Source organism: Tenacibaculum finnmarkense (genome assembly GCF_900239185.1).
Lineage (GTDB): Bacteria > Bacteroidota > Bacteroidia > Flavobacteriales > Flavobacteriaceae > Polaribacter > Polaribacter finnmarkensis.
Map to the genome: position 1 here is coordinate 1,123 of NZ_OENA01000085.1, position 25,020 is coordinate 26,142.

Sequence of the window (25,020 nt, forward strand, 5' to 3'; positions counted from 1 at the left end):
ATAACTCGAACTGACAGTTTGTTTTCGTTAATAGGAATTTCGTTTTAAATTCTTCAAACAAGAACAAACCTCACTGGTTTTAAAAACCTGTGAGGTTTATTTTTTACTGCTCGAAATGATAGTGTGAACTTTGCCTAAATTATAGTTGATTTATCAATTTATCGAAATTAGTACAAATGCCTAGCCCCGATTGATGCTTTGTTTGAGCTCTTTTTTGTTTTTCTTTTTAAAAAACAAAAAAAGCGAGTGCGGAAAGCGGGAAATTGCTTCTAGAAAAAAATAGTTACCTCCTAGTTACCATACCGGTTAATTGCTGTACAGGACCATCGCCCATTTTAATTGCTGTGTGGTCAGATGCTGTTGCCGGTACTATATGGGCTAATGGTTTTAATGTAAAAGGTGTTAGGGCATTGTCTGGGTACGGTTCTGCAGTGATTACCAATGTTGTTCCTCTTAAATCTAAAGGAAAAGTTAAACCTGCTGGTGCATTTTGCATATAATCTTCGCCCGGATATCCTGGCCCATTACCAGCATCCCCTTTAAATGGTGAAGTTCCTGCATTATCATCTGCTTTTGAAGCATCGGTAAAAGTTCCTGTAGAAACTGCTACGCCGTTAATCACTGCCCATCCTTCGTATTTCCATCCTGCTGATAATTTCGGTAATATTAATCCCGGTTTTACTCCTCCAGAAGAATTATCTAAAAACCAGACACCACTAAGCTCGTCAGTATTACTGCCTCCATCAGTTGGAGTTGCTAAAATATAGGTTCCTGCGGCAGTCGAAAAATCAGCTACAATAGTAGAATTTACAATGGCTGAATTACCAGAAAAATTACCAGATAATATTTTTGTATCTGATGGACCTGCATCTTTATCTATAAGCGGCTCAATACTTACTACAAATTTAGTTGCTGCGTTTAAATTAGTAGCTAAAACTGTAAAATCAGTTTTTGATGCTACGCCAGAATCATCTACCGTAAATAAACCTGTTGAAACAGGCTTTCCGTTAACAATTACCCAGCCTTCGTATTTAAAATTTTCACCTAAATTTTCTAACCCTTCTAGACTAACAGATAAGGTTGACTTTTCTAAGTTTTCAATTACAATGTCATCATTATCATTTCCACAAGAAGCAGCTAATAAACCAATAGCCAACACTCCTAAAAATTTAAGTTTTATCATATTTATATTTTTTAGAATTATTATTAATTCAAAAATATAAATAATTTTTAAGCTGAAATGTTAGCTAGCTTACACTAAATTATCTTTTTCATAAATAGTAATGGTTTTTCTGTCAAAATCTACAATTTTAGCTACTCGTAGTTCGTTTAATATTATATTTAGTGTTGGTCGAGAAGTACCTATAAGTGATGCGATGTCTTTTTGTGTATAAGGGTGAACAATAATACGACTGCCCGTGGTTTGACAACGATGCCCGTACTGTTCAAATAATTCTTGTAAAAATTCCATTAATCGTGTTTTTACATCTTTAAAAAGCAAAATTTTTAACCGACGTTCTAATTTTTTAAAACGAAAACCAAGAAATTTATAGATATGCAAACTGAATGTTTTGTTGTCACGCATCAGTTCATGGATAGTGTCTACACCAATTCTGCAAATAGAGGTTTTATTATCTATTGATTGTGCAAATTCATTGCGTATTTCTTCTCCTAAAATAGCCTTTTCACCAAATAACTCTCCTTTAGCTAAAATGGTTTTAACAACTTCTTTTCCTGCTTCGGAGTAATAACCTATTTTTACTTTTCCGCTTTCTATTAAATAGATTTTACTCGCTTGGTCTTTTTCAAAATAGATGTAATCATTTTTTAGATACGCATCAAAAGTATGACAAGATTTATAACCTTTAAATTTATGTGGGCATAAAAGGTTAAATAAATTTACATCATCAAAAAACCATAAATAATTCATAAGTAATTTTATTTAAAAGTTAGTGTTTTTTTTAGCTATAAAATGTTTTAAATGAAGCTTAAAACCTAATAGCAATATATAAAAATAACCTAAAATTTAAACAAACAAAAATATATTGAGTAAAACAACTACTATTTATCCGCTATTTTGAAAAAATTATAATAGTTTCTCGAATTATCGAAATTAGTACAAATGCCTAGCCCCGATTGACGCTTTGTTTGAGCTCTTTTTTGTTTTTCTTTTTAAAAAACAAAAAAAGCGAGTGCGGAAAGCGGGAAATTGCTTCTAAAAAAAATAATTATTGAATTTTTATACCTTATATATAACTGCTACTTTTTTTTAGGCTTGGTTTTTCTTGCGCGCTTCTTGCGGATCTTTACAAATAACTTTTTATAAACCGTTACATCGATGCTTCCCCTGCCTTTTAATACGATGTTTTTATAGGGTTTCTTTAATTTTGGTGTTTGATATTCTAATTTTTCATCAATAAAGGCACGTTGTAAAACATCTTCTATTAAAAAATCTTCATTTATCGTTTCTGGTATGTATTCAGATTTTAATGATAACTTGAATATATTTGCGGTGGTATTGTACCAAAATGCCTTCCAGCTACTTCGTAATTCTTTAATATTTTGAAAAGCGGTTTTACCTGATTGGCGATGTATTAATTTTAATAAAATGCGCCCCTCTGTTTTTGTTAATTTTTTTAAAGGACTCGTTAGTTCTTCTTGGAGGTACTTTTGAGTTCTTTTTATATATTTTCTTTTGGCTCTTTTCGATTTTATTTTTGATAAACGAACCGCTACACTGTCTATTTTTTTTGCCGCCAAAACAGCATAAGGGTATGCTTTAAAAACTTTTTTACGAAACCAATAATAATAATGAATATCTAATTTTTCTTTAAACTTATGCTTCGGAAAAATAGCCACTTCATTTAATGTAATCATTAAACTGTCGCCATTTTTTAACAAAAAATATTCTTCATTAACGTTTGGTAGTGTGTCTTTTATTTGTCCTATGCTACTAGAAACGAAGAGTACTATATATAGAGATAAAAGTTTTTTCATTAATTTTAAGTATCAAATAAAGACTCAAAGATATTCCTTTTTTTTAAACAAAAAACTCATGAAATATAGTATATGCTTCATGAGTTTTTTTGCTATAATTATATCTTTTATTCAGCCATAATTGCTTCTGCAACCTTTTTATAAGTTCCGTTTGATAATTTTTCTCGAATTGCTGAAAATGCAACAATTGTTTCATCTACGTCTTTTTGTGTATGACGTGCCGTTGGTATCAATCTTAAAATAATTAATCCTTTTGGTATTACAGGATATACCACGATCGAACAAAATACCGAATGATTTTCTCGTAAATCTCGAACCATTGCCATGGCTTCTGGTATTTCTCCTTTTAAAAACACAGGAGTAATACAAGTTTGCGTTGTTCCTAAATCAAAGCCCGCAGTACGTAAACCTGATTGTAATGAATTGGTTATTTTCCATAAGTTTTCTTTCAACTCTGGCATGGTACGCAACATGTCTAATCGTTTTAAGGCGCCTTTTACCATGGGCATTGGCAACGATTTAGCAAACATTTGCGAACGCATATTGTATTGTAAATACTGAATTACGTCTTTATCGGCTGCAAAGAAAGCTCCGATTCCTGCCATCGATTTTGCAAATGTTGCAAAATAAACATCAATACCCTCTTGAACTCCTTGCTCAAAACCAGTTCCTTTTCCGTCTTTACCTAAGGTTCCAAAACCATGGGCATCATCAACTAAAATTCGGAAATTATATTTTTCTTTTAAGGCGATAATTTCTTTTAAACGACCTTGCTCTCCTCGCATTCCAAAAACACCTTCGGAAATCAATAAAATTCCTCCACCTGTTTTTGCTGCCATTTTAGTGGCTCTTTGCAAGTTTTTTTCACAGCTTTCAATATCGTTATGTCTGTAAACAAAACGCTTTCCTGCATGTAAACGAACACCATCAATAATACAAGCATGAGTGTCCATGTCATAAACAATAATATCATCTTTGGTAACCAAAGCATCAATTGCCGACACCATTCCTTGATAGCCAAAATTTACTAAATATGCCGCTTCTTTTTCTACAAAATCAGCACATTCTTGCTCTAATTGCTCATGGTATTTGGTGTGCCCCGACATCATACGTGCACCCATTGGATAGGCTAATCCGTCGGTTGCTGCTGATTCTCCATCAACTTTTAATACCTCAGGATGGTTTGCCAAGCCTAAATAATCATTGATACTCCAAGTAATTACTTCTTTTCCATTAAAAGACATTCTGTTAGAAATTGGTCCTTCTAATTTTGGGAAAACAAAATATCCTTCTGCCTTATCTGCCCATTTTCCTAACGGTCCTTTATCTTGTTTAATTCTTTCAAATAAATCTTTAGTCATTATTACTTTTGTAATTTTATTCCTTACAAAAATAATGATTTTTAAGATGTTCTCAAAATAGTTAAGCACTTGATTCTTTTGTTAAAAAAGTTCTTTTTATAATTTTTCTAATTCTAAACCATAATCGTATTGTAAATCTTCATGCAGGCTTGCTACAATTTTTTGAATCAGTTTTACTTGAGTTGCTAGTATATTTTGCAAACGAGGACTGTTTTTTATTGACGGTTTTAAATTTTTGAGTTTGATACAAAAATGTAATAATAATTCGACTTCTGTTTCTTTATTCTTTGAAAAACGAATGTATTTTTTGGTATTTGTTAATATTTTACGGGCACTTTTTCTGATAAAAAAATAACTTTTAGTATTGATATTTTCAAACAACACATCCATCTCATTTTTAATAGCTAAAATATAACCTTGTTCATTATCAGCTTCAAATAACAGGTAAGTAAGCAGTTCTTTATTTTCTTTTTTAAAACGAATTAACTGCAAACAAAGTTCTAATAATTCATTTTGATTTTTATGTTTTAATTCGTCTTTTAATGCTTTAATTGTTGCTGTTTTCATAACATAATTTTAAATAATATAACAAAAAAAACCTCACAGCTATTACGACTATGAGGTTTTGATGGTGTTTTTTGTATGCTTTTTAATTATTGAATACTTGGTACGCTAACAACTTCGTTAACCTCAGCATCATAATTTATACCAGCTACTTTAAAACCGAATAATTTAAAAAATTCTTGACTATATCCTTCTAAATCTCCAATTTCCGATAAATTTTCAGTCGTTGCTTTTTCCCATAATTCCGCAATTTCTGCTTGTACGTCTTCACGCATTTCCCAATCGTCTACACGGATTCTTCCTTTTTCATCTAAAGCTAAATCGCCGCCAAATAAACGCTGGCTATATAAACGCTGAATTTGCTCGATACATCCTTCGTGAATTCCTTTTTCTTTCATCACCTTAAATAAAAGTGAAATATATAATGGGATTACAGGAATTGCAGAACTCGCTTGTGTTACCAAGGCTTTATTTACCGAAACATACGCCTTTCCTCCTATTGATTTTAAATCATCCGAAATTGTAAAAGCAGTTGCTTCTAAATCATCTTTAGCCGCACCAATTGTTCCGTTTCTGTACACAGGTTTTGTAACTTCAGGACCAATATAAGAATATGCCACTGTAGTAGCGCCTTCCGATAATAAGTTTTCTGATTGTAATGCGTCCATCCACATTTTCCAATCTTCACCCCCCATAACTGTTACCGTATTGGCAACATCATCGCCTTGGGCTGGGTTTATAGAAATTTCTGAAACTTTTCCTGTATGAAAATCTACGGTTTTATTAGTAAAAACTTCTCCAATAGGTTTTAATGTTGATTTAAAACGTTTTCCTGATACAGGGTGCATTCTTACTGGCGATGCTAAACTATAAATAACCAAGTCAATCTGCCCTAAATCTTGTTTGATTAAGTTAACAACTTGTTCTTTTATTTGGTTTGAAAACGCATCTCCATTAATACTTTTGGCATACAAACCTGCCTTTGTTGCTTCTTGTTCAAAAGCGGCTGTATTGTAAAAACCTGGCGACCCTGGCTTTCCTTCTGTTGCAGGTTTATCGAAGAAAACACCAATTGTAGCAGCATCTGAACCAAATGCGCTTGTTATTCTTGATGCCAATCCGAAACCTGTTGAAGCACCGATTACTAATACTTTTTTAGCACCTTCAATTTTTCCTTTTGATTGTACGTATGCTATTTGATCTTTTACATTTTGCTCACAACCCGTTGGATGAGATGTTAAACAAATAAATCCTCTAGTTCTTGGCTCTATTATCATTTTTAACTAATTTCTTATTAATTTTTATTAATTGCTATCTGTTTTAAAACTTTTAATTTCTAATTGGCTGTCTTTAATTCGTTGCCCAATCATCATTAAAATTCTTTTATTGATATCGGTATTATTATCTTTATAAAATTCAAATTCACCCACGGTAAACTGCCCGATAATCAACCCTAAAAACTGATTTTTTAAATTGATATTTTTCTTGGTGATACTATTTACCGCTTTATTAAATTTTTCTTTTTCGATATGTACGATATCTACTTTTTGACTTTTACAGAAAAAGATAAAGAATTGTAAAAGCAGTTCGTGTTGTAATTTTAAAATTGGGCGTATTGTTTTATTCTGAAAATCTTCTACAGGAATTTCAGAGGATAAATTTAATACCGGGCGAATACTTATTTTATTGCTATCCATTTAAAAAATTAACAACGTTTTTTTCAATACGATTTAATACATTTTCAGTATTTGCTTTTACAAATTTCTCTCCTGTAATTTGCTCGTATAATTCAATATATCTGTTTGAAATTTCGGTAACTTTTTCGTCTGACATTTCAGGAATTGCCTGCCCATCTTTTCCTTGGAAATCATTTTCGATTAACCACTGACGTACAAATTCTTTTGATAATTGCTTTTGTGGCGCTCCTTTTTCTTGACGTTCAGCATATCCTTCTTCATAAAAATAACGAGAAGAATCTGGTGTGTGAATTTCATCAATTAAAACAATTTTACCATCTTTTGTTTTACCAAATTCATATTTAGTATCTACTAAAATTAACCCACGAGAAGCTGCTATTTCTGTTCCTTTTTGAAATAAATTTCTAGTGTATTTTTCTAAGATGATATAATCTTCTTCAGAAACTACATTTTTAGCTAAAATTTCTTCACGAGTAATATCTTCATCATGATCGCCGTTTTCAGCCTTTGTTGAAGGCGTAATTATTGGTGTTGGAAACTGATCATTTTCCTTCATTCCTTCTGCCATTGCAACGCCACATAAAACTCTTTTACCTGCCTTATATTCACGTGCTGCATGCCCTGACATATACCCACGGATAACCATTTCTACTTTAAAAGGATCACACAAATGCCCTACGGCTACGTTTTCATCAGGTGTTGCGTGTAACCAATTTGGAACAACCTCAGCGGTTTCGTTCATCATTTTGGTAGCAATCTGATTTAAAATTTGCCCTTTAAAAGGAATTTGACGTGGTAAAACCACATCGAAAGCCGATAATCTGTCAGAAGCTATCATTACCAATAACTCGTCATCTATATTATAAACCTCTCTTACCTTACCTTTATAAACCGACTTTTGCTTTGGAAATTGAAAGTTAGTTTCGTTAATTGTATTCATACTTTTTTTGTTGTGTTGTTAACTGTGTTGTTGATTGCAAAAATATGGTATTTATTTTTGGTTTTTATTTCTTTCTGATAAAGAATAAAAGGATCTAAAAACGTTTTTAAATGAAATTTAAACAATTGCTTAATATCTAAAATAATTACCACAATTAGGATAGTTTACCTGCGGATTGGTGTTTTTTATATAACTTATTATTGATGCTGCTGCCGAAATATTTTGAACCTCGCTGTTTTTGGGGAATAAATTATCATAAACAGCGGGTATATAATCGGTTAAACCTACCGAAACAACGGTATTATAGTCTAATAGATTTCCTAATTCATCTCTAATTTCAATAACTCTTCCTATTTTTTTAATTTGAATACCTGAATAATAAAAGCCCGACTTCGATTCTATTAAAAAATTTTTAATTTGTCCGATAGTCATTTCGTATTTAACAGTTCCGTTATTAAATGGTTCAATAGTATAGATGTCTCTTTTAGTAATCGCTCCTTGATTTAACGAACTTCTAATCCCTCCTGTATTTTGAAAAGAAACTGTTACATTCATGGTTGCTTTAAGCGCATCGGCATATAAACACCCTACTTGATTTCTTTGGTGGTTAATTAATGAATTTCCTATTACTTCTTCTAATTCGGGTACATTATTATATGTATCAATAACGCTCTTCAGCTCTTGGTCATATTCTAAAACCTCCTCTAAATTAATAAGCGTGTACTTGCTACTAGTAATGGATTTATTTTTTACAGATAGTTCTATTTTTCCTAAATTTTTTAAATAAGAACCTGATTGATAAATAGGAATTCCGTTTTCTTTTGTATTAATTTCTTGATGCGAATGCCCGCCTATAATTAAATCGAAGTAAGGAAATTTATTCGCTAATTGAACATCGCCTAAATTACGACTACTTGTGTGTCCTAAATGTGTTAATGCGATAAAAAGATCGGAATCTTCTGATTTTTTAACATCTTTATATTTATTTACGACCGTTTCTGGACGTTCAAATTTCATTTCTTTAACTTTCCATGGATGCGTAGAAGGAATTGTTCCGTTCTTTTTTCCGTTGGTTTCCACCAAGCCTAAAAAAGTGATTTTTATATCATTTTTTGAAACCGTATAAAATTCATTTGGCTGTGGAACTCCTGAATTTAACATGTCTACATTCGCGCAGACCCAATTAAAATTAGCTTGCTCTATCCGCTTTTTTAATATAGCTTCGCCATAATCAAATTCGTGATTTCCTAATACTGATACATCAAAACCTACTTTATTCATCACATCAATCATCGGAAAACCTTGATCATCTTTATAATTATCAACTACGGGGCTTCCTGAAAATAGATCGCCACTACAAGCAACGATAACATTTTTAGTCTCTTTTTCTTTATCTATTAAATACTTTATTTTCGCAAAATTGTCTAACTGAGCATGTTGGTCATTCACAAAAAATATCGTTACTTTCTTTTCTACACCTTCGTTTAAATCATTATTTTCTGATAATTCATTATTTTTAATACCGTTTGAAGAGCATGATAACAGCGTACTTATTAATAGAATACTAATATGAAATAAAATTTTATGTATCATGTTTGTCATGCTTGCCATGTTTATCATGTTTATCATCGGGTGTTTTTTTTCAACAAATTTAATCAATATAGTATACATTATAGATGTAGTGCATTAAAAATAAAAATCTACCGAAAACTGAATTTCATAGTAAATAATCCAAAAATTATTCTTAAATTTGTATCCAAGTAGATACAGTATTATGTTCTTTATTGAGAAAACAACTGAATTTGACAAATGGCTGAAAAAGTTGAAAGACTTCAAAGCAAAAGCTAAAATTTTGTTCAGAATTCAAAAATTGGAATCTGACGAACATTTTGGAGATTGTAAAACTGTTGGCGATGGAATTCGGGAAATGCGAATAAATTTTGCAAAAGGCTACAGAATTTACTTCAAAGAAAAAGATGGAAAAGTAATTGTTCTGCTAATTGGTGGAGATAAATCAACACAACAAAAGGACATTACGAAAGCGAAAGAAATTTGGAAAAAATTAAATAAATAGAAAATGGAAACTTCAAGATTTGAAATAGCTGATTATTTGGAAAGCAAAGAAATGATTGCGGAATATCTTAACACAGTTTTGGAAGAAGGTAATAATGCAGATGTAATTAATGCAATCGGGAATATTGCTAAAGCTATCGGGATGACAAAAATTGCAGAAGAAACAGGTTTAAGCAGACCGAGTTTGTACAAAGCGTTATCAGATGGAGCGAAACCTCAATTTGCAACAATTATGAAAGTATTAAAAGCAATCGGAGGGCAAATACAAGTAAATCCAGCATCTGCCTGAAAAAATAACGCACCACAACAAAATATATAATTTAGGCATTGCTAGTACTCGCCTACTTACGAAAATCTTTTTCCGTTTTTATTTACTAAATTTAGTGCTTCAAAAACGCAACAAACCATATATAAATCGATAACTTCTACGCTATAATACCAAACATTTTTTTAATTAAAAAAGACTATTTAAACGGCTCATTCGTTTAAATAGTCTTTTAATTTCTGAAAATTAAAAAACAGGCGTTACTCCGTTTCGATACTTTTATAAGCTTTAATAATTTTTTTAATCAATCGATGACGCACTACATCTTTATCATCAAGATATACTTGGGCAATACCGTTAATATCTTTTAATGCCAACAAAGCTTCTTTTAAACCCGAAACCTGTTTACGTGGTAAATCTATTTGCCCAGGATCGCCAGTAATAATAAACTTTGCATTTTTCCCCATTCTTGTTAAAAACATTTTCATCTGATTATGGGTTGTATTCTGCGCTTCATCTAAAATAACAAAAGCGTTGTCTAGCGTTCTTCCACGCATAAATGCCAACGGAGCAATTTGAATGATGCCTTTTTCAATATGCGATTCTAATTTTTCATGAGGAATCATATCACGCAAAGCGTCATATAAAGGTTGCATGTACGGATCTAATTTTTCTTTTAAATCGCCAGGTAAAAACCCTAAGTTTTCGCCCGATTCTACCGCAGGACGTGTTAATATTATTTTACGGACTTCTTTTTCTTTCAATGCTTTTACAGCCAAAGCCACCGCCGTATATGTTTTACCTGTTCCTGCAGGACCTACGGCAAAAAGCATATCATTTTTACTCATTAAATCAACCATTTTCCGTTGATTTGAGGTTTGCGGTTTTATTAAATTACCATTAACGCCATGCACTAAAACGCCTTCTATTTTAGCCGACTTTCTAAATTCTTCTTCTTTTCCTGTGGCTGTTAAAATACGTTCAATACTATTTTCATCTAATTTATTGTACTTATTAAAATACTTAATTAGCATGCCTAAACGTTTTTCTAGCTCATCTAAAATTTCAGGTTCGCCATATAATTTTAATTTATTTCCTCTAGATACAATTTTAACTTTTGGAAAATACTTTTTTAGCGTTGTAATAGTACTATCTTGCGCTCCAAAAAATTCATTTGGATCAATTTCTGTTAATTCAAAGATACGTTCGTTCAAAAGATACATGTTTTAATATTATTCAGTTTAAAAATAATGATTATTTTTATTGAATTATGTAATTTTGCCATAAAATTTAAGGTACTATTTTAAAGTACACTACTTAACAAATAATTAATACGCAGTTATATTTAATGTCTCTAATCACTTTAACCACCGATTTTGGAATAAAAGACCACTTTGTAAGTGCCGTTAAAGGAGCTATTTATAGTGAATTACCTGAGGTGAAAATTGTTGATATCACACATCATATTACCCCTTTTAACATTACAGAAACTGCTTATATTTTAAGAAACACCTATAAAAGCTTCCCTGACAAAACAATACATATTATTGGTGTAGATTCTGAACTAAGTGCCGAAAACAAACATATCGCTATTGAATTAGACAATCATTATTTTATTTGCCCTGACAATGGCATTATTTCAATGATTACTTCAGATATAAAACCCACAAAAATTGTTGAAATAAACATTCACAATCATATTGAAACTAGTTTTCCGGTGCTCGATGTTTTTGTGCAAGTTGCCTCACACATTGCACGTGGAGGTAGCTTAAATGTTATTGGAAAAGAAATTGACGTATATAAAAATAGTGTTGAAATAAAAACAACCGTAAATAAGCAACAAACTATTATTAGTGGCGGAGTTATTTATACCGATAATTATGGGAATGTAATTACCAATATTGATAAAAAACTATTTAAATCCGTAGGAAAAGGGCGAAATTTTATTATTACAGCCAAGCGCTATACCTTTACTAAAATTTACAAACGCTATAACGAAATTGTAGACTATGCAATTCCGAAAGAAAAAAGAAATAATGACGGCGAAAAATTAGCCATTTTTAATTCGTCAGGGTTTTTAGAAATTGCCATTTACAGAAGCAACTTAAACACTGTTGGAGGAGCCTCTACCCTATTAGGATTAGGATACCGAGACAGTATTACTGTTGAATTTGATGCTATTCCTTCAGCTAAATTTACCACCGAAAACTAAAAAAAACTTTTTAGCTAATTTTCAATAACAAACCTCTAAACTTAGAGTATTAATAAAACCAGACGTTTACAATAATGAATTACCCCACAATTTTCCCAAAACTTTCTACAGAAAGATTAACATTACGCCAAGTATCTTTTAACGATAAAAGAGCTATTTTTAAATTGCGTTCTAACAAAGAAATTAACAAATTAATTACAAGAGAAACCCCTAAAAATTTAAATGATGCTGATGCTTTTATTCAAGCTTGTTTAGATAATTTTGAAACTCAAAGCGGTATTTTTTGGGCAATTGAATTGCAAGAAAGTGCTAAAATTATTGGCTCAATTAATCTTTATGATATAAATTCGGAAGATAATTCGGCAAAAATAAGCTATGAACTAATGCCTGATTATCAAAAAGAAGGTTTTATGGATCAAAGCATGAAAACTATTTTAGCGTTTACACAATTAACTGCCGAATTAAAAACTATTGATGCCATTACCCATCAAAATAATTCTGATGCGATAACGTTATTAGAAAAAAATCAATTTATTTTACAAGAAAATAAAAAAGAAGATTTACCAGAAGACAATGCTATTTTTCGTCTTGACATAAACCAAGAATAATGTATTCAATACTAAAAAAAGAAATTAATTCATTTTTTTCATCCTCAATAGCGTATTTAGTTATTGGGGTATTTTTACTTGTAAATGGCTTATTTTTATGGGTTTTTAAAGATACTTCTAATATTTTAAATGCAGGTTTTGCTGATATGAGTTCTTTCTTTTACCTAGCGCCTTGGTTTTTTTTATTTTTGATTCCTGCCATTACCATGAAAAGTTTTGCTGATGAATTTAACAGTGGAACTATTGAGCTATTAAGAACAAAACCAGTAACCGATTGGCAAATTGTTGTCGGGAAATTTTTAGCCTGCCTAGTATTAGTTTGCATTGCTTTAGCACCAACATTAACCTACGTTTATACCATTTATACACTTGGAAACCCTGTTGGTAATGTAGATATTGGCAGTACCATTGGTTCGTATTTAGGGCTTCTTTTTTTAGCCGCAACTTATACCGCAATTGGTTTATTTACCTCTACGCTTTCTAAAAATCAAATTGTCGCGTTTATTTTAAGCGTTTTTATCAGCTTTATTTTGTTCTACGGATTTGACTCTTTAAGTTCTTCTTTTGGAAATTCAGGATATACGCTACAACAATTTGGAATGTACGAACATTTTAAAAGTATTAGTCGTGGTGTTTTAGATACCCGCGATATTATTTATTTTATCAGCCTTACTTTTTTCTTTTTATTGATGACCAAACAACAGTTAAAAAATGAATAAAAAGCTACAATATAGCGCCTTTGCTTTCTTCGGATTATTATTGATAAACTACCTTTCAAACTCCGTTTACAAACGCTTCGATTTAACACAAGACAACCGTTATACGATTTCTAAAACCAGTATTAATCTATTGGATAAATTAGAAAACATTATTTTTATTAACGTTTATTTAGAAGGCGATTTCCCTGCAGAATTTAAGCGCTTACAAACCGAAACACGTCAATTTTTAGAAGAATTAAAAGCCCTAAATTCAAACGTTCAATTTCGATTTATCAACCCGAATAATATTCGTGAAAAACTAATAAAAAAAGGCATGATGCCTAGTCAATTAACTGTCGAAGAAGACGGGAAATTGTCGGAAGCTATTATTTTTCCTTGGGCAGAAATTAGCAGCGGACAAAAAACTGAATTGGTTTCTTTATTACCAAATACTATAGCAAAAACACAAGAAAAACAGCTACAAAATGCCATTGAAAAACTAGAATATTCTTTTGCAAATGCGATAAACAATATTACAAGAAATCAAAAACAAAAAATCGCCGTAATTGCTGGTAATGGTGAATTAGAAGATATCGATGTATATAGTTTACTGACAGAAATTAGTCAAAAATATCGTTTGGCAAAATTTACTTTAGACAGTGTGGCAAAAAACCCTCAGAAAACACTTAGCGATTTAACCAAGTATGATTTAGCTATTATCGCAAAACCTACCGAACGTTTTACCGAACAAGAAAAATTCACACTCGATCAGTTTATTAGCAATGGCGGTAAAACTCTTTGGATGCTTGACACCAATTATGCCGATACCGACAGCCTGTATAATAATGGAAAAATGCTCGCTTTTCCACGTGATTTAAACCTAACAGACCTATTATTTAGCTATCAAGTTCGTGTTAATAACACATTAATTCAAGATTTATATTCGGCTAAAATACCGTTAGCAACAGGAAACACAGGAAATCAAGCACAGTTTAAGCACTTAAATTGGTTTTATCATCCGCTAGTAAATGGAAACCCAAACCACCCGATTACCAAAAATATTGCTCCTGTTCGTTTTCGTTTTACCACGCAAATAGACACCTTAAAAGGACACATCAAAAAAACACCGTTATTTGTTACGTCTCTTTTAACAAAAAAAATAGGAACGCCTAATTTTGTAGCATTGCAAAGTATTGCAAAACAACCTAAAGAAAAACAATACAATAGCGGGCGACAATTGTTAGCCGTTTTGTTAGAAGGCGATTTTAATTCGGCATATAAAAACAGAACAAAACCATTTAATACACCACTTTTTAAAGCTAAAAGTACTGCAAATAAAATGGTTGTTATTGCCGATGGTGATGTGGCTAGAAATCAAATTTTAAAAGGAAAACCACACGATTTAGCCTTAGATAAATGGACTGGCGAACAGTTTGGAAACAAAGAATTTTTAATCAATACCATTGATTATTTACTAGACGATACTGGCTTAATTAACCTAAGAAATAAAACCGTACAAATAAACTTATTAAATAAGAAAAAAGCCTACACTCAAAAACGTTTTTGGCAATTTATAAATATCGGTATTCCCTTGCTTTTACTAGCTTTATTCGGTTTTGGATTTCGTTATTTTAGGAAGAAAAAATATGGAAATTAGGCAATATCTTCAAAATAAGCACAAAACCCTAGCCCCGATTGTAGCAATTGTTTGAGCTCCTTTTTTTGATTTTTCTTCAAAAAAAGAGCGAGTGCGAAAAGCGGGAAATAGCTTCTAATAAAAAAGGAAATTACTTGACTAATTTCCAAGAAAAGACAGCTAATATCGCGCCTAAAATAGGGGCTAAAATATACAACCACAAATGCTCTAAATGTCCTGAAATTAAAGCGGGAGCAATTGAACGTACTGGGTTCATGGATGCTTTTGTCATCGGGCCTGCAAACATGGCTTCTAGTAAAACTACGCCTCCAATTGCAATTCCTGCCATTACGCCAACTTCCTTGCTTCCTGACGAAACATTGATAATGGTTAGCATTAAAAAGAAGGTTAATAATAGCTCTAAAATAAATGCACGCCACGGCACAATTGACGGAATTGTTGCCCCAAAATATTCACTTTCGGGGAATAAAACCCAGAGCATACAGCTTGCTAATATTGCTCCTATTAATTGAAAAATAATATACTTTGGAACTTCTTTCCACGGAAATTTTTTAGCAAAAGCGAAAGCAATAGTGACCGCAGGATTAAAATGTGCGCCCGAAATTTCGCCAAAAGCATAAATCATCGCCATTACTATTAACCCCCAAGTTATGGCAACGCCCGTATGGGTTAAATCTGTTCCGCCGGTAATTTCATTTACCGTCATCGCTCCTGTTCCGCAGAAAATTAAGGCAAAAGTTCCTATTAATTCTGAAATATATTTTTTCTTCATTTTGCAAATATGAACTAAATATTTCATATTTATTTGATATTTATTTTACCTTTTTAACAACTAAATTTTGTCTTTTAAATATCGATTGATAAAAACCGACTTCCTTTGATTTTTTACATTTATAGGAATCTTTCAATAAACAAATAGTAATTTTGCAAAATGAAGAAATCAATAGCCATTATTGGCGGTGGCGCGGCGGCACTTTTTGCTAGTGCATTTTTAGATACCAAAAAATTTGATGTTACTATTTATGAGCAAAAAAAATCGGTAGGACGCAAATTTTTAGTCGCTGGTGATGGCGGTTTTAATCTTAGCCACGGCGAAGATATTCATAAAATGATTGACAGATATACGCCTGATTATTTTCTTAAAAATGCCTTATTAAATTTTTCAAATGATGATTTACAGGCTTGGTTATTGAAATTAAATATCCCAACTTTTAAGGGAAGTAGCAACCGAATTTACCCTGAAAAAGGCATCAAACCGATTAGTGTTTTATCAAAAATCAAACAATTTTCTTCGGATAAAGGTGTTCGTTTTTTATGTGATTACCAATGGAAGGGTTGGGCTTCTGATAATAATTTGATTTTTGAACATCAAAATAATACTGAAAATAAAAACACTATTATTTCTGCCGATTATACTATTTTTTCTATGGGAGGCGGAAGTTGGAAAATCACAGGTTCTGATGGTAATTGGTTGCCTATTTTTGAGGATAAAAGCATTAAAACACGTCCTTTTTTGCCTTCAAATTGTGCGTATAAAATTGCATGGAAACCTGATTTTATTTTAAAAAATGAAGGAAAACCTTTAAAAAACATTGCTCTTTCTTGCTTCGATAAAACCCAAAAAGGAGAGCTTGTAATTACAAAATTTGGCTTGGAAGGAAATGCTATTTATGCGTTAAGCCCAGAAATACAATCGCAACTTTCCCAAAACAAACAAGCAAGTATTTATCTAGATTTAAAACCGATGTTTAGCTTAGATGAAATCTTCAAAAAAATAAACACATCGAATTACAGCATTACTGATATTCTTAAAAAAGTTTTAAAATTAAGCCCTGTTCAAATTGATTTATTAAAGTCATTTTTAACGAAAGAGGAATATCTTGATAAAAATATGTTAGCACAAAAAATAAAGTCCTTCCCGCTTATTATAGAAGATTCTGCGCCGTTAAATGAAGCGATTTCTACAACTGGCGGCGTTTCTTTAAAACAGGTTACTGAAAATTTTGAGCTTATAAACCTTAAAAACACGTTTTGCATCGGCGAAATGCTCGATTGGAATGCTCCAACGGGTGGTTATTTATTGCAAGCTTGTTTTAGTATGGGTGTTTTTGTTGCAGATTATTTAAATGAAAAAGACATCAATAATTAATTATTAATGCCTTCTTCGTGTTTTTTTTAAATAACTTTTTACAGCCTCTGCTAGCGCGAGCGTCCCGCTCGTGACAAAAGCGAATAACAGTAGTAATACAGGAAAAAATGTATTATAACGAGTGATGATTTTAGCTTGTTTAACGGCATAAGCAAGATGCTTGCGCTAGCTAGGGCTTTCATTTATATACAATAATAGATAGCCTAACGTAAAAAATATAAGTACAGAAGCTAGATATGAATATCCTCTATTTTTCAATAAATTTATTTCATTATTATCTAACTCTCTTTTATCATTAGTTTTTACAATTGAATAGCCATCAGTTCTGTAGCCACTTGTGTGTCTTTTATCAGGAACTCTGTTAGCTTTCCTTCTGTATATATTAATATCTTTTTGATTCAAATATTTAATTCCCTTATAGATAACAGCTATAATTCCAAACGGTATTATCTGTATTATTAATCCTTTTAATATAATACCTAAACCTCCTCCTTTTATTTGTTTTTGAATAGACATATCAATATGTAATTCTTCTTGGTCTTCTTCTTTAAGAAAAGTTGTTGTTTCATTACTATTATAAATAGGAGTACCATGTTGATTCTTGTAAATTTTATTACTGACAACTTTTCCTCCATCACGACCAATTTGCCTTACGGCTGACCTTATAAATTCGTTGAATAAGTTCATTTTTTCTTTTTTTAGTATTTTCTATTCTAATTGTATTTTATATGATTATTTGCGTAGTTAAAAATAACTACGCAAATAAAATTAGATATCTACTTATGCCTTATTCTAGAATTTTCCCATCACCAAATATTACTTTTTCAGGTTTCCAAACTACTTTTAAATCTTTCAAATCTTTGTTTCTTAATGTTTTGTCTTCTTCTCTGAATTGATTGTAGTCAGTTTGTGCATTATAAGTAACTTCTTCACCTGCTTCAATTGGTTTATCATACACGAAACTTAGTGAGTTAATTTTATCATCAAATAAATTTGTAAATGTTATGTTTCCTTTTATAGCTCGTATTTTTTTGGCTGATTTGTTCTTTATTATAAATTTATAAGTAATATAATCTTCATAATTATATTTTGTATAACCTTTATCAAAGCAAGATACTATAACTGCTTGATTAAGCCTTTTGTATTTTTCAATTTGTTCCTTTTCAGCTTTTTCAGCAAGTGCTTTTTGTTCTGCTTCAATTCTATCTTGTTCTACTTTCCATTTTTTTCCATTTTCTAGAATTTGAGAATATGTCATTTCTTCAATTTTCTCACCTTTAAATTTTAGCATGAGCATTGAGCCTGCTAATAATTCTAATTCAGTTGAGTCGATATTACTTTTAATAGCTTCAATATCTTCTTTAAATGTTTTTTCACTAAATTTTTTGTTCATTGGTGAGGAACAAGATAGAAGTAATGAGATGATTCCAATAAGTAAAAGTCCTTTTTTCATATTTTTTTTATTTTTTGCCTACTCTCTAATTCGGATTTTCGACTTTTCTCCGTTTTTATATTTAATTCATTAGCAACAACAAAACAAAATCCCTTCCCAAAAAAAAGAAACTTATACACCTCATTATCAACTATAAACATAATTAATCTAAAAAACTTTTTATAACTTTTAAACTTTCTTTTCGCTTTTACTTTTGAATAATTCCTTCACAAATCACAAAAACTATATTAAATTTAAAAACCCCTTAAAACTTCTCAAAAACTCCCAATCCGAATAAGGCAAAATCATATTTTACAGGGTCTTCGCTGTCTAGTTTTCTAAGCGAAGTATCTAATTCTAATAACGCTTTGGCATCGTTTTGTTTTCTCGTTAAAAGACCCAATTTACGCCCAACATTTCCAGAATGAACATCTAACGGACACGACAAAATGGCGGGTGATATATTTTTCCAAAGACCAAAATCTACGCCTGTATTGTCATTTCTAATCATCCACCTAAGCCACATATTAATTCTTTTACATGCCGATTTTTTATACGGATCAGATACGTGTTTTGTGGTTCTGCTTGGGTGTTCTATTTCAAAAAATATCTTTTTCAATTCATGAATTGCAGGTTGTAAAGAATCTTTGGAAGCGTGTTTATTGAAAATATTTTCTAAGCCATTATGATGTGTATAAATATGTTTTAACGCCTTTATAAAATGTGAAAAATCGATAGCATTAAAAGTTCTATGCACAAAACCATCTAAGTTTTCTAAATGATGTTCTTGATGATTCATTACAAAATCGTAGGGCGAATTCCCTAGCAAATCCATCATTTTATTGGCATTTTTTAAGATGCTTTTCCTATTTCCCCAAGCAATTGTTGCTGCCAAAAAACCCGAAATTTCAATATCTTCTTTCACAGAAAATTTGTGTGGAATCGAAATTGGATCGGGGGCAATAAAGTCAAAACTATTATATTGCTGTACTTTTGCGTCTAAAAACTCTTTTAATTCATTTGGATTCAAAATGGCGGCTATTTTGTGTGATTATCTGGTAAAAGTAATCGATTTAAAAAACAGTAGCAATTTCATTCCTTATTTTTAAACATCATTTTTAAAATCATTTTCGTTGGATTTCATCAAAACACAAACAGTAGTTCATTATTTCTTACACTTCGGATTTCCTATTTTAATCGGATATTTTTTCTTCAGAAAAGAATGGAAAAAAGTCGCACTAATTTTAATTTCAACGATGTTAGTCGATTTAGACCATCTTTTTGCAACACCAATATTTCAAGAAAATCGGTGCAGTTTTGGTTTTCATATTTTACATACCTACTATGCAATGGCTTTGTATGTCGTGTTATTATTTTTCAAAAAACCCTATAATTTCATCGGATTAGGGCTTTTATTACACATGATTACCGATTTAATCGATTGTTTATTTATGTTTTATCAATGTAAAACCTGTTATGTAAATACGCCTGCTCAAGGTGTTTTGGAATTTATAATGAAGTTTTTTTAGCGACTATACTATCTTTTTAAGAAACTACGGAAAATCAGAATACGATGCTGAAAATAAATTTAGCATAACGATAATTTGGTTTAATTTCAATATTAATCTCAAACAAAAACGCATAAAAAACCCCGCTAAAAGCAGGGTTTTTATAATTTTTATCTTTTCAAAAAACTTTCAAAAAATTTCAAAATCTTTATAAATCTTTCAGAAAACATCTTATTAATGATTTATTTTCTTACGCTGATTTAAACTTGTTGGCTTTTCTTGCTTTACAAGCGGAGTTCCGTATAAATCAAAATCACCCGCTTCATCAATTTTAATATCGATAAATTCTCCTAATTTAATATAATGTTTTGTAGCATCTACAATTACATCATTATCAACATCTGGCGAATCGTATTCAGTACGCCCGTAAAAATATTCACCATCTTTTCTGTCGAATAAACAACGGTAGGTTTTACCAATTTTTGCCTGGTTTAATTCCCAAGAAATTTGCCCTTGCACTTCCATTATTTCATTTACTCTTCGGAATTTTACATCCGCAGGAACATCATCTTCTAAAACAAAAGCACCTGTATTTTCTTCATGAGAATATTCAAAAGCTCCCATTCTTTCGAAACGCATTTCTTCAACCCATGCTTTTAATTCTTCAAATTGTTCCTCTGTTTCACCAGGATATCCAACAATTAAAGTAGTTCTAATTGCCATTTTTGGCACAGCTTCTCTAAACTTATGAATTAAGGCAGTTGTTTTTTCGTGGGTTGTTCCACGTTTCATCGATTTTAAAATTTCCGTATTAATATGTTGCAACGGAATATCTAAATAATTACAAACCTTTGGCTCGTTTTTCATTACCTCTAAAACATCCATCGGAAAACCTGAAGGAAAGGCATAATGCAAACGAATCCATTCAATTCCATCAACTTTTACCAGCTCTTTTAATAAATCAGCTAAGGCACGTTTTTTATAAATATCCAACCCATAATAGGTTAAATCTTGCGCGATTAACATCAATTCTTTGATTCCTTTTTTAGCTAATTTAGTCGCTTCAATAATAATATCTTCAATCGGTGTCGATTTGTGTTTTCCTCTCATTAAAGGAATTGCACAAAATGAACATGGGCGATCGCAACCTTCGGCAATTTTTAAATATGCGTAATGTTTTGGCGTCGTTGTTAAACGCTCTCCGATTAATTCATGCTTATAATCCGCCTCTAAAACCTTTAATAATTCAGGTAATTCATGGGTTCCAAAATACTGATCTACATTTTTAATTTCGTTTTCTAAATCGGGTTTATAGCGCTCGCTTAAACATCCTGAAACAAAAACTTTATCTATTTCACCCGCTTCTTTACGTTGTGCGTAATGCAAAATGGTATCAATACTTTCTTCTTTGGCTTTTCCGATAAAACCGCAGGTATTGATAACTACAATATTACCATCATCTTCAGGATCTTCATGAACTACGTTTTTACCATTGGCTTTTAATTGTCCCATTAAAATTTCACTATCGTAAATGTTTTTAGAACATCCTAAGGTTACTACGTTGATTTTATTCTGCTTTGGTGATTTTGTGCGCATTGTGCTATAAAAATTTTAGGTTGCAAAGATACTGTTTAAAAAAAGATTTTACAGCCTGTTTTTTTATAAGTAAATAGAACTTTAATCGCTACTAATTGTAGCGGTTATTAAAAAATTAAAGAAACTTGCATTCGATTTGTTGTTTTTCTGCTATAAAAATTTTTTGAAGCAATTTCCCGCTTTCCGCACTCGCTTTTTTTATTTTTTTAAAAGAAAAAAACAAAAAAGAGCTCAAACAATTGCTACAATCGGGGCTAGGCATTTGTACTAATTTTAAACTATTCGATTACTTTGTTTATACCCGTTTCAATTTCATCTGAAAAAAATTATCACATAAAAATTAAGAAATCACATCGGTTAACGAGAGTTTATTTCAGCATGACGTTTATATTTCATTTTTGTAAATTCGCAGCTTTATACACCATTCTGAAACAGCAACTATTAAACAGCATGAAAAAAGCATTCTTTATTTTTATTATCATTTTATCTTCAAATGCAAGCGGACAAACCCTAAAAGACTCGATCAATATTATTTACAAAAACTATTTTAATTTATTAAACACCAAAGAAAAATTAGATACTATTGTTTTAAAAGTTGAAAATTTTGAAGAACTGATGGAGTCTAACAATCGAAAAATTAAAAGTTTAACCGATGCCGAGCTTTTTAGTTTAAAAAAACAGCTGCAACAACGAAGAAAAAAAATAGTCAATACCACTGATTTTGTTTTTGCAGCAAATGTGAGTTTAAATGCCATCAAACAATTAGATGCAACGAGCGATTATCTGACTAAAATATCAAGTTTAAACAATCCTGAAAATGCGGAATTAGGTTTTTCATTATCGAATCAAATTGCTATTATTATCGAAAAAAACATCTTTAAAGGAAAAAGTAAAATCAATGGAATTAAAAAATCAAAGTTTTTACTTTTTGTTGATAATATTATCAAATCGCCGATAACCAAAACAATAAGTAGCGCAATGCCCATTGTTAATTCGATTAAATCTATTGTCGATTTAGTAATCGGAAATGCTATAAAAGATAAAAATGTGTCTATAAATCATATTGTTGAACTAAAAAAATCATTAAAAGTATATTTAGAACATTATGAAGGTTTGGCAAAATGTCAAGTTAATTTTGAACAAAATTTAAGAACATTAGATATCAGAAAAAAAGGATTGGTGTTGTTATTAACTCAATATACCACCGAGCGTTCAAATACGTTAAACCCTAATATGATATCAGAAAAAGACAAAAAAACGTCTTTAACACAGCTAATAAACAGGTATTATACAAACACTATTGTACAGCAAAAGGTAGCGCAAATAATCAATTTAAAACCTTTTTCTTACAGCGCTCATTTAACCGATAATAAATTAATTTATCCAAATTATGCGTTAAATCAGGCAAAATTTATTAGAGATGAAATTGAATCTTTGAGTAAAGAATACGCCTCTACATTTATCAACTTGAACTTAAAAAAGTTTTACAAAAAAGTAAAAATATTGGTGATGCAACTAAAATAGACGCTAAAATAATTGATCTTGAAAGTAAATTATTGGAAGTAAAAAATGCCTTTGACGATAACTTAAATATCTATAAATTAAATTATACGTTTAAGACTTTAATTCGTTATTAATTTTTTCAGTAAAACACAAAAAACTCCCAATTTGGGAGTTTTTTTATATTTATAATTTTAAAAAATATGTTTAAAATTTCTTATTTAAAGAAAGAATCTACAAATTCATGTTTATTAAACACTTGTAAATCATCAATTGCTTCACCAACACCAATATATTTTACAGGAATCTGAAACTGATCAGAAATACCAATAACAACACCACCTTTTGCAGTTCCATCTAACTTGGTAACTGCTAACGAAGTAACTTCTGTCGCTTTGGTAAATTGCTTTGCTTGTTCAAAAGCATTCTGACCTGTCGAACCGTCTAAAACTAACAATACTTCATGCGGTGCATTGGGTATTACTTTTTGCATTACACGTTTAATCTTCGTTAATTCATTCATTAAATTAACCTTATTATGTAAACGACCAGCGGTATCAATAATAATAACATCGGCATTTTGATTAATACCAGAGGTAACCGTATCAAACGCCACAGACGCAGGATCAGACCCCATTTCTTGACGCACAATTGGCACATCAGTTCTATCTGCCCAAACCTGTAATTGGTCAATTGCTGCGGCTCTAAAAGTATCAGCAGCTCCTAAAACAACACTCAAGCCTTGCTTTTTAAACTGCGATGCTAACTTACCAATCGTAGTTGTTTTACCAACACCATTTACACCAACCACCATTATTACATGCGGTTTATTATTGGTAGGAACGGTAAATTCGGTAGCATCTTTCGTGTTTGTTTCAGAAAGTAAACCCGCAATCTCATCTCTAAGAATTTGGTTTAATTCATCAGTTCCCACGTATTTATCTCTAGCAACTCGAGCTTCAATTCTATCAATAATTTTCAATGTAGTAGCTACACCAACATCCGAAGAAACTAATATTTCTTCTAAATTATCTAAAACAGCAGCATCGACTTTTGTTTTTCCTGCAACGGCTTTAGATAATTTAGAGAAAAAACTTGTTTTTGTTTTTTCTAGTCCTTTGTCTAATGTTTCTTTCTTCTCTCTTGAGAAAATTTTCTTAAAAAAACTCATAGTTAAATTTTACAATCATTTATAAAGGTTAAAAACCATACCAAACTTATTCTATAGTCAAATTGTCACGCTATTTGTCATTCTAACAAGTATATTAGAAACACAAAAAAGAGCTAACGTCCAAAAATACAGTTTTTTAGCACAAAAAAAAGCTACTCTCTTATGAAAGTAGCTTTTATATATTTTGTAAACAAGTATTAATTTTTCTTGATAAAATCATTTACTTGTGCAGGATCCATAATAGCTCCAACAAATGTATAAGCTCCTGTTTTTGGAGACTTTACCATTTTGATTGCTTTAGTTAATCTTTTCGCTCCTGTTTGTAACGATGCTACTGATTTCTTTGCCATGTTCTATGGTTTATTAAAGTTTTAAAAAAACTTTTAATTATTTAATTTCTTTATGAACTGTCATCTTCTTTAAGATTGAATTAAATTTCTTTAATTCCATTCTATCAGGAGTGTTTTTTTTGTTCTTTGTAGTAATATAACGTGAAGTTCCTGGTAAACCAGTTGCTTTGTGTTCAGTACATTCTAATATAACCTGAACTCTGTTTCCTTTTTTTGCCATCTCTGTGAAATTTTATCTAGTA

27 protein-coding genes are annotated in these 25,020 nt (G+C 31.1%); 9 read left to right on the forward strand and 18 right to left on the reverse strand.

Features of this window, described 5'->3' with window-relative positions; translation table 11 throughout:
• Window positions 1-283: 283 nt before the first annotated feature.
• The 9 genes from AQ1689_RS09900 to AQ1689_RS09940 form a co-directional block, all read right to left on the reverse strand.
• On the reverse strand, window positions 284-1,183 hold the full coding sequence (locus AQ1689_RS09900) for an anti-sigma factor (RefSeq protein ID WP_101915805.1): 900 nt from the start codon (window positions 1,181-1,183) through the stop codon (window positions 284-286).
• 69 nt (window positions 1,184-1,252) lie between these two features.
• The gene (locus AQ1689_RS09905) at window positions 1,253-1,930 is read right to left on the reverse strand and encodes a Crp/Fnr family transcriptional regulator (RefSeq protein WP_101915806.1); all 678 of its coding nucleotides are present in this window, start codon (window positions 1,928-1,930) and stop codon (window positions 1,253-1,255) included.
• A gap of 329 nt (window positions 1,931-2,259) precedes the next feature.
• Entirely contained in the window at window positions 2,260-2,997 is a 738-nt protein-coding gene (locus tag AQ1689_RS09910; RefSeq protein ID WP_101955987.1) for a DUF4294 domain-containing protein, read from the reverse strand.
• A gap of 107 nt (window positions 2,998-3,104) precedes the next feature.
• On the reverse strand, window positions 3,105-4,358 hold the full coding sequence (locus tag AQ1689_RS09915) for an aminotransferase class I/II-fold pyridoxal phosphate-dependent enzyme (protein WP_101955988.1): 1,254 nt from the start codon (window positions 4,356-4,358) through the stop codon (window positions 3,105-3,107).
• A 96-nt stretch (window positions 4,359-4,454) separates the two neighbouring features.
• Complete coding sequence (locus AQ1689_RS09920) at window positions 4,455-4,925, reverse strand: hypothetical protein (RefSeq protein ID WP_101955989.1); 471 nt, start codon at window positions 4,923-4,925, stop codon at window positions 4,455-4,457.
• 86 nt (window positions 4,926-5,011) lie between these two features.
• The gene (gene fabV, locus AQ1689_RS09925) at window positions 5,012-6,199 is read right to left on the reverse strand and encodes an enoyl-ACP reductase FabV (RefSeq protein WP_101955990.1); all 1,188 of its coding nucleotides are present in this window, start codon (window positions 6,197-6,199) and stop codon (window positions 5,012-5,014) included.
• Between the two features lie 27 nt (window positions 6,200-6,226).
• Complete coding sequence (locus AQ1689_RS09930; protein ID WP_101915811.1) at window positions 6,227-6,619, reverse strand: glyoxalase; 393 nt, start codon at window positions 6,617-6,619, stop codon at window positions 6,227-6,229.
• Window positions 6,612-7,559, reverse strand: coding sequence for a phosphoribosylaminoimidazolesuccinocarboxamide synthase (locus AQ1689_RS09935; RefSeq protein ID WP_101955991.1), 948 nt, complete (start codon window positions 7,557-7,559; stop codon window positions 6,612-6,614). Before AQ1689_RS09935 ends, AQ1689_RS09930 begins: the two co-directional genes overlap by 8 nt.
• 129 nt (window positions 7,560-7,688) lie before the next feature.
• Window positions 7,689-9,188 (reverse strand): bifunctional metallophosphatase/5'-nucleotidase, encoded by a 1,500-nt coding sequence (locus tag AQ1689_RS09940; RefSeq protein ID WP_180947574.1) that lies wholly within the window; start codon window positions 9,186-9,188, stop codon window positions 7,689-7,691.
• A 121-nt stretch (window positions 9,189-9,309) separates the two neighbouring features.
• On the opposite strand from AQ1689_RS09940, the gene AQ1689_RS09945 reads away from it, so the two are divergent.
• Window positions 9,310-9,633 carry a type II toxin-antitoxin system RelE/ParE family toxin gene (locus AQ1689_RS09945; protein ID WP_232122568.1) on the forward strand — a complete coding sequence of 108 codons (324 nt, stop codon included), beginning with the start codon at window positions 9,310-9,312 and terminating at the stop codon, window positions 9,631-9,633.
• 3 nt (window positions 9,634-9,636) lie between these two features.
• Complete coding sequence (locus tag AQ1689_RS09950; protein ID WP_101955994.1) at window positions 9,637-9,921, forward strand: addiction module antidote protein; 285 nt, start codon at window positions 9,637-9,639, stop codon at window positions 9,919-9,921.
• Between the two features lie 236 nt (window positions 9,922-10,157).
• Here the strand turns inward: AQ1689_RS09950 and AQ1689_RS09955 are convergent, their stop codons facing one another.
• Window positions 10,158-11,111 carry a PhoH family protein gene (locus AQ1689_RS09955; RefSeq protein ID WP_101915891.1) on the reverse strand — a complete coding sequence of 318 codons (954 nt, stop codon included), beginning with the start codon at window positions 11,109-11,111 and terminating at the stop codon, window positions 10,158-10,160.
• A 134-nt stretch (window positions 11,112-11,245) separates the two neighbouring features.
• Between AQ1689_RS09955 and AQ1689_RS09960 the strand changes: the two genes are divergently transcribed.
• The 4 genes from AQ1689_RS09960 (at window position 11,246) to gldG (ending at window position 15,072) form a co-directional block, all read left to right on the forward strand.
• Window positions 11,246-12,109 carry an SAM hydrolase/SAM-dependent halogenase family protein gene (locus tag AQ1689_RS09960; protein WP_101915814.1) on the forward strand — a complete coding sequence of 288 codons (864 nt, stop codon included), beginning with the start codon at window positions 11,246-11,248 and terminating at the stop codon, window positions 12,107-12,109.
• Between the two features lie 74 nt (window positions 12,110-12,183).
• On the forward strand, window positions 12,184-12,717 hold the full coding sequence (locus tag AQ1689_RS09965) for a GNAT family N-acetyltransferase (RefSeq protein WP_101955995.1): 534 nt from the start codon (window positions 12,184-12,186) through the stop codon (window positions 12,715-12,717).
• Entirely contained in the window at window positions 12,717-13,436 is a 720-nt protein-coding gene (gene gldF / locus AQ1689_RS09970; RefSeq protein WP_101915816.1) for a gliding motility-associated ABC transporter permease subunit GldF, read from the forward strand. Before AQ1689_RS09965 ends, gldF begins: the two co-directional genes overlap by 1 nt.
• The gene (gldG, locus tag AQ1689_RS09975; protein WP_101955996.1) at window positions 13,429-15,072 is read left to right on the forward strand and encodes a gliding motility-associated ABC transporter substrate-binding protein GldG; all 1,644 of its coding nucleotides are present in this window, start codon (window positions 13,429-13,431) and stop codon (window positions 15,070-15,072) included. Before gldF ends, gldG begins: the two co-directional genes overlap by 8 nt.
• Before the next feature lie 130 nt (window positions 15,073-15,202).
• On the opposite strand, the gene AQ1689_RS09980 is transcribed toward gldG, so the two are convergent.
• Window positions 15,203-15,844, reverse strand: a complete 642-nt coding sequence (locus AQ1689_RS09980; protein WP_180947575.1) for an aquaporin — start codon at window positions 15,842-15,844, stop codon at window positions 15,203-15,205.
• Window positions 15,845-16,003: 159 nt separating this feature from the next.
• Between AQ1689_RS09980 and AQ1689_RS09985 the strand changes: the two genes are divergently transcribed.
• The gene (locus tag AQ1689_RS09985; protein ID WP_101955997.1) at window positions 16,004-17,221 is read left to right on the forward strand and encodes a BaiN/RdsA family NAD(P)/FAD-dependent oxidoreductase; all 1,218 of its coding nucleotides are present in this window, start codon (window positions 16,004-16,006) and stop codon (window positions 17,219-17,221) included.
• Between the two features lie 165 nt (window positions 17,222-17,386).
• On the opposite strand, the gene AQ1689_RS09990 is transcribed toward AQ1689_RS09985, so the two are convergent.
• From AQ1689_RS09990 to AQ1689_RS10000, 3 genes are all read right to left on the reverse strand, one after another.
• Window positions 17,387-17,908, reverse strand: a complete 522-nt coding sequence (locus AQ1689_RS09990) for a hypothetical protein (protein ID WP_101915819.1) — start codon at window positions 17,906-17,908, stop codon at window positions 17,387-17,389.
• Between the two features lie 100 nt (window positions 17,909-18,008).
• On the reverse strand, window positions 18,009-18,674 hold the full coding sequence (locus AQ1689_RS09995) for a hypothetical protein (RefSeq protein ID WP_145993758.1): 666 nt from the start codon (window positions 18,672-18,674) through the stop codon (window positions 18,009-18,011).
• A gap of 244 nt (window positions 18,675-18,918) precedes the next feature.
• A complete protein-coding gene (locus AQ1689_RS10000; RefSeq protein ID WP_101955999.1) occupies window positions 18,919-19,683 on the reverse strand; it encodes a TIGR02757 family protein in 765 nt (254 codons plus the stop codon).
• A 103-nt stretch (window positions 19,684-19,786) separates the two neighbouring features.
• Between AQ1689_RS10000 and AQ1689_RS10005 the strand changes: the two genes are divergently transcribed.
• Window positions 19,787-20,182, forward strand: a complete 396-nt coding sequence (locus AQ1689_RS10005; RefSeq protein ID WP_198913842.1) for a DUF6122 family protein — start codon at window positions 19,787-19,789, stop codon at window positions 20,180-20,182.
• A 213-nt stretch (window positions 20,183-20,395) separates the two neighbouring features.
• On the opposite strand, the gene rimO is transcribed toward AQ1689_RS10005, so the two are convergent.
• On the reverse strand, window positions 20,396-21,757 hold the full coding sequence (rimO, locus tag AQ1689_RS10010; RefSeq protein ID WP_101915821.1) for a 30S ribosomal protein S12 methylthiotransferase RimO: 1,362 nt from the start codon (window positions 21,755-21,757) through the stop codon (window positions 20,396-20,398).
• Between the two features lie 450 nt (window positions 21,758-22,207).
• Between rimO and AQ1689_RS10015 the strand changes: the two genes are divergently transcribed.
• On the forward strand, window positions 22,208-23,281 hold the full coding sequence (locus AQ1689_RS10015) for a hypothetical protein (protein ID WP_101956000.1): 1,074 nt from the start codon (window positions 22,208-22,210) through the stop codon (window positions 23,279-23,281).
• A 193-nt stretch (window positions 23,282-23,474) separates the two neighbouring features.
• Here the strand turns inward: AQ1689_RS10015 and ftsY are convergent, their stop codons facing one another.
• The 3 genes from ftsY to rpmG all read right to left on the reverse strand — a co-directional run bounded on the left by ftsY (window position 23,475) and on the right by rpmG (window position 24,998).
• Entirely contained in the window at window positions 23,475-24,428 is a 954-nt protein-coding gene (gene ftsY / locus AQ1689_RS10020; protein ID WP_058884604.1) for a signal recognition particle-docking protein FtsY, read from the reverse strand.
• A gap of 197 nt (window positions 24,429-24,625) precedes the next feature.
• Window positions 24,626-24,778: a DUF4295 domain-containing protein gene (locus AQ1689_RS10025; protein WP_101915823.1), complete on the reverse strand. Its 153-nt coding sequence runs from the start codon at window positions 24,776-24,778 to the stop codon at window positions 24,626-24,628.
• Between the two features lie 37 nt (window positions 24,779-24,815).
• Window positions 24,816-24,998, reverse strand: coding sequence for a 50S ribosomal protein L33 (rpmG, locus tag AQ1689_RS10030; protein ID WP_058884603.1), 183 nt, complete (start codon window positions 24,996-24,998; stop codon window positions 24,816-24,818).
• Window positions 24,999-25,020: the final 22 nt, after the last annotated feature.

Coding starts and splice junctions, on each gene's coding strand:
- AQ1689_RS09900 (WP_101915805.1), bottom strand. CDS start 1,183: ATGATAAAACTTAAATTTTTAGGAGTGTTGGCTATTGGTTTATTAGCT.
- AQ1689_RS09905 (WP_101915806.1), bottom strand. CDS start 1,930: ATGAATTATTTATGGTTTTTTGATGATGTAAATTTATTTAACCTTTTA.
- AQ1689_RS09910 (WP_101955987.1), bottom strand. CDS start 2,997: ATGAAAAAACTTTTATCTCTATATATAGTACTCTTCGTTTCTAGTAGC.
- AQ1689_RS09915 (WP_101955988.1), bottom strand. CDS start 4,358: ATGACTAAAGATTTATTTGAAAGAATTAAACAAGATAAAGGACCGTTA.
- AQ1689_RS09920 (WP_101955989.1), bottom strand. CDS start 4,925: ATGAAAACAGCAACAATTAAAGCATTAAAAGACGAATTAAAACATAAA.
- fabV (WP_101955990.1), bottom strand. CDS start 6,199: ATGATAATAGAGCCAAGAACTAGAGGATTTATTTGTTTAACATCTCAT.
- AQ1689_RS09930 (WP_101915811.1), bottom strand. CDS start 6,619: ATGGATAGCAATAAAATAAGTATTCGCCCGGTATTAAATTTATCCTCT.
- AQ1689_RS09935 (WP_101955991.1), bottom strand. CDS start 7,559: ATGAATACAATTAACGAAACTAACTTTCAATTTCCAAAGCAAAAGTCG.
- AQ1689_RS09940 (WP_180947574.1), bottom strand. CDS start 9,188: ATGATAAACATGATAAACATGGCAAGCATGACAAACATGATACATAAA.
- AQ1689_RS09950 (WP_101955994.1), top strand. CDS start 9,637: ATGGAAACTTCAAGATTTGAAATAGCTGATTATTTGGAAAGCAAAGAA.
- AQ1689_RS09960 (WP_101915814.1), top strand. CDS start 11,246: ATGTCTCTAATCACTTTAACCACCGATTTTGGAATAAAAGACCACTTT.
- AQ1689_RS09965 (WP_101955995.1), top strand. CDS start 12,184: ATGAATTACCCCACAATTTTCCCAAAACTTTCTACAGAAAGATTAACA.
- gldF (WP_101915816.1), top strand. CDS start 12,717: ATGTATTCAATACTAAAAAAAGAAATTAATTCATTTTTTTCATCCTCA.
- gldG (WP_101955996.1), top strand. CDS start 13,429: ATGAATAAAAAGCTACAATATAGCGCCTTTGCTTTCTTCGGATTATTA.
- AQ1689_RS09980 (WP_180947575.1), bottom strand. CDS start 15,844: ATGAAGAAAAAATATATTTCAGAATTAATAGGAACTTTTGCCTTAATT.
- AQ1689_RS09985 (WP_101955997.1), top strand. CDS start 16,004: ATGAAGAAATCAATAGCCATTATTGGCGGTGGCGCGGCGGCACTTTTT.
- AQ1689_RS09990 (WP_101915819.1), bottom strand. CDS start 17,908: ATGAACTTATTCAACGAATTTATAAGGTCAGCCGTAAGGCAAATTGGT.
- AQ1689_RS09995 (WP_145993758.1), bottom strand. CDS start 18,674: ATGAAAAAAGGACTTTTACTTATTGGAATCATCTCATTACTTCTATCT.
- rimO (WP_101915821.1), bottom strand. CDS start 21,757: ATGCGCACAAAATCACCAAAGCAGAATAAAATCAACGTAGTAACCTTA.
- AQ1689_RS10015 (WP_101956000.1), top strand. CDS start 22,208: ATGAAAAAAGCATTCTTTATTTTTATTATCATTTTATCTTCAAATGCA.
- ftsY (WP_058884604.1), bottom strand. CDS start 24,428: ATGAGTTTTTTTAAGAAAATTTTCTCAAGAGAGAAGAAAGAAACATTA.
- AQ1689_RS10025 (WP_101915823.1), bottom strand. CDS start 24,778: ATGGCAAAGAAATCAGTAGCATCGTTACAAACAGGAGCGAAAAGATTA.
- rpmG (WP_058884603.1), bottom strand. CDS start 24,998: ATGGCAAAAAAAGGAAACAGAGTTCAGGTTATATTAGAATGTACTGAA.